Raw genomic sequence first — 1,278 nt, 5'->3', positions numbered from 1 at the left:
CAGAAAAAGGGTCGAAAGAAAAAATATGATCACAAAGTCTTCGTGAAACTCGTGAGGATATGGGAGATAATGGATTTCCCGTGTGGTAAAAGGCTCGAAGCAGTGATGGGTGAAGTAATAGATAATCTTGTTCGCAATGGGCATCTAACATTGACTGAAGAAACAAAAAGGAAGCTTCTTAATATAAGTGCTTCCACTATCGACAGATTGTTATCCAGCGAGAGGAAAAAGATGGAACTCAAAGGACGGTCTCATACAAAGCCCGGAACTCTTCTGAAAAAGCACATACGAATAAAAACACATTACGAGTGGGACGATACAAGACCAGGCTTTGTTGAGGTTGACCTCATTGGGCATGATGGAGGGAGTGTAAGTGGTGATTTTTGCTACAGCCTCAACATGGTAGATGTAGCAAGTGGTTGGAGTGTAGTGGCACCAATAAGAAACAAAGCGCAAATTTGGACATTAAAAGCTATAATTCAGTTGAGGAAAACGCTTCCCTTCACTTTATTAGGTATTCACTCAGATAACGGATCAGAATTTATTAATAGACACATATACCGTTATTGTGAAGATGAAGGGCTTCTATTCACCAGAACCCGGAGTTACAACAAGAATGATAATTGTCATGTCGAACAAAAGAACTGGTCTGTTGTAAGAAGAGCCGTTGGATATTACAGATACGACACAGAGGAAGAATTCCAAATACTAAAGGAGTTGTATGCGTCTCTGAATCTGTACAATAATCATTTTCAGCCAAATCAGAAAATCATTGAGAAAATTAGAAAAGGAAACAAGGTAAGCAAAAAATACGACCGCCCTACTACACCATACGAAAGGATCATGCAATCACCCTGGGTTGACCAAAATACAAAAGACAGGCTTCGCAAACAACACGAAGCCCTAGACATTTACAAACTCAAGAGTATAATAACTCATTTCCAAGAACAATTAGTGAACATCCAGATTGATAAATCGAAAGGAGGGATCCTCAACTATGTCCCTCTCAATTTCAAGTAGATTCTATTTTGAGGCATCCATCCTATTTCAAGTAGATTTATTTTTGAGGCATTACGGATTTCGAATTGCTTCAAAAAAAATCTACTCGAAAAGGGAACGTTGCGTCAAAAAATAAATCTACTCAAAAAAGAGGGATAATCTTCTCGAATACCCGGGAAGGTAGGCGAGAAGATGAAGAGGTTAGATATGAAAAATGTGGTGGAAGATTATTCAAAAAAGGTACAGGAAAGCTCGCAAAAAAGGAAAAATCCGAAATTC

2 protein-coding genes are annotated in these 1,278 nt (G+C 38.5%); both read left to right on the top strand.

The annotated features are described in order from the left end of the window. Positions 1 to 1,020: ISNCY family transposase (locus DU53_RS11580; RefSeq protein ID WP_063728794.1), on the top strand; the 1,020-nt coding region annotated here is incomplete at its 5' end. Between the two features lie 65 nt (positions 1,021 to 1,085). Beyond that, a partial coding sequence (locus DU53_RS13080; protein ID WP_235599835.1) for a hypothetical protein occupies positions 1,086 to 1,278 on the top strand: 193 nt, incomplete at its 3' end.

Origin of the sequence: Kosmotoga sp. DU53 (genome assembly GCF_001639905.1) — a bacterium.
GTDB classification, from domain to species: domain Bacteria; phylum Thermotogota; class Thermotogae; order Petrotogales; family Kosmotogaceae; genus Kosmotoga; species Kosmotoga olearia.
This window is presented reverse-complemented; position numbering and strand designations above follow the sequence as displayed.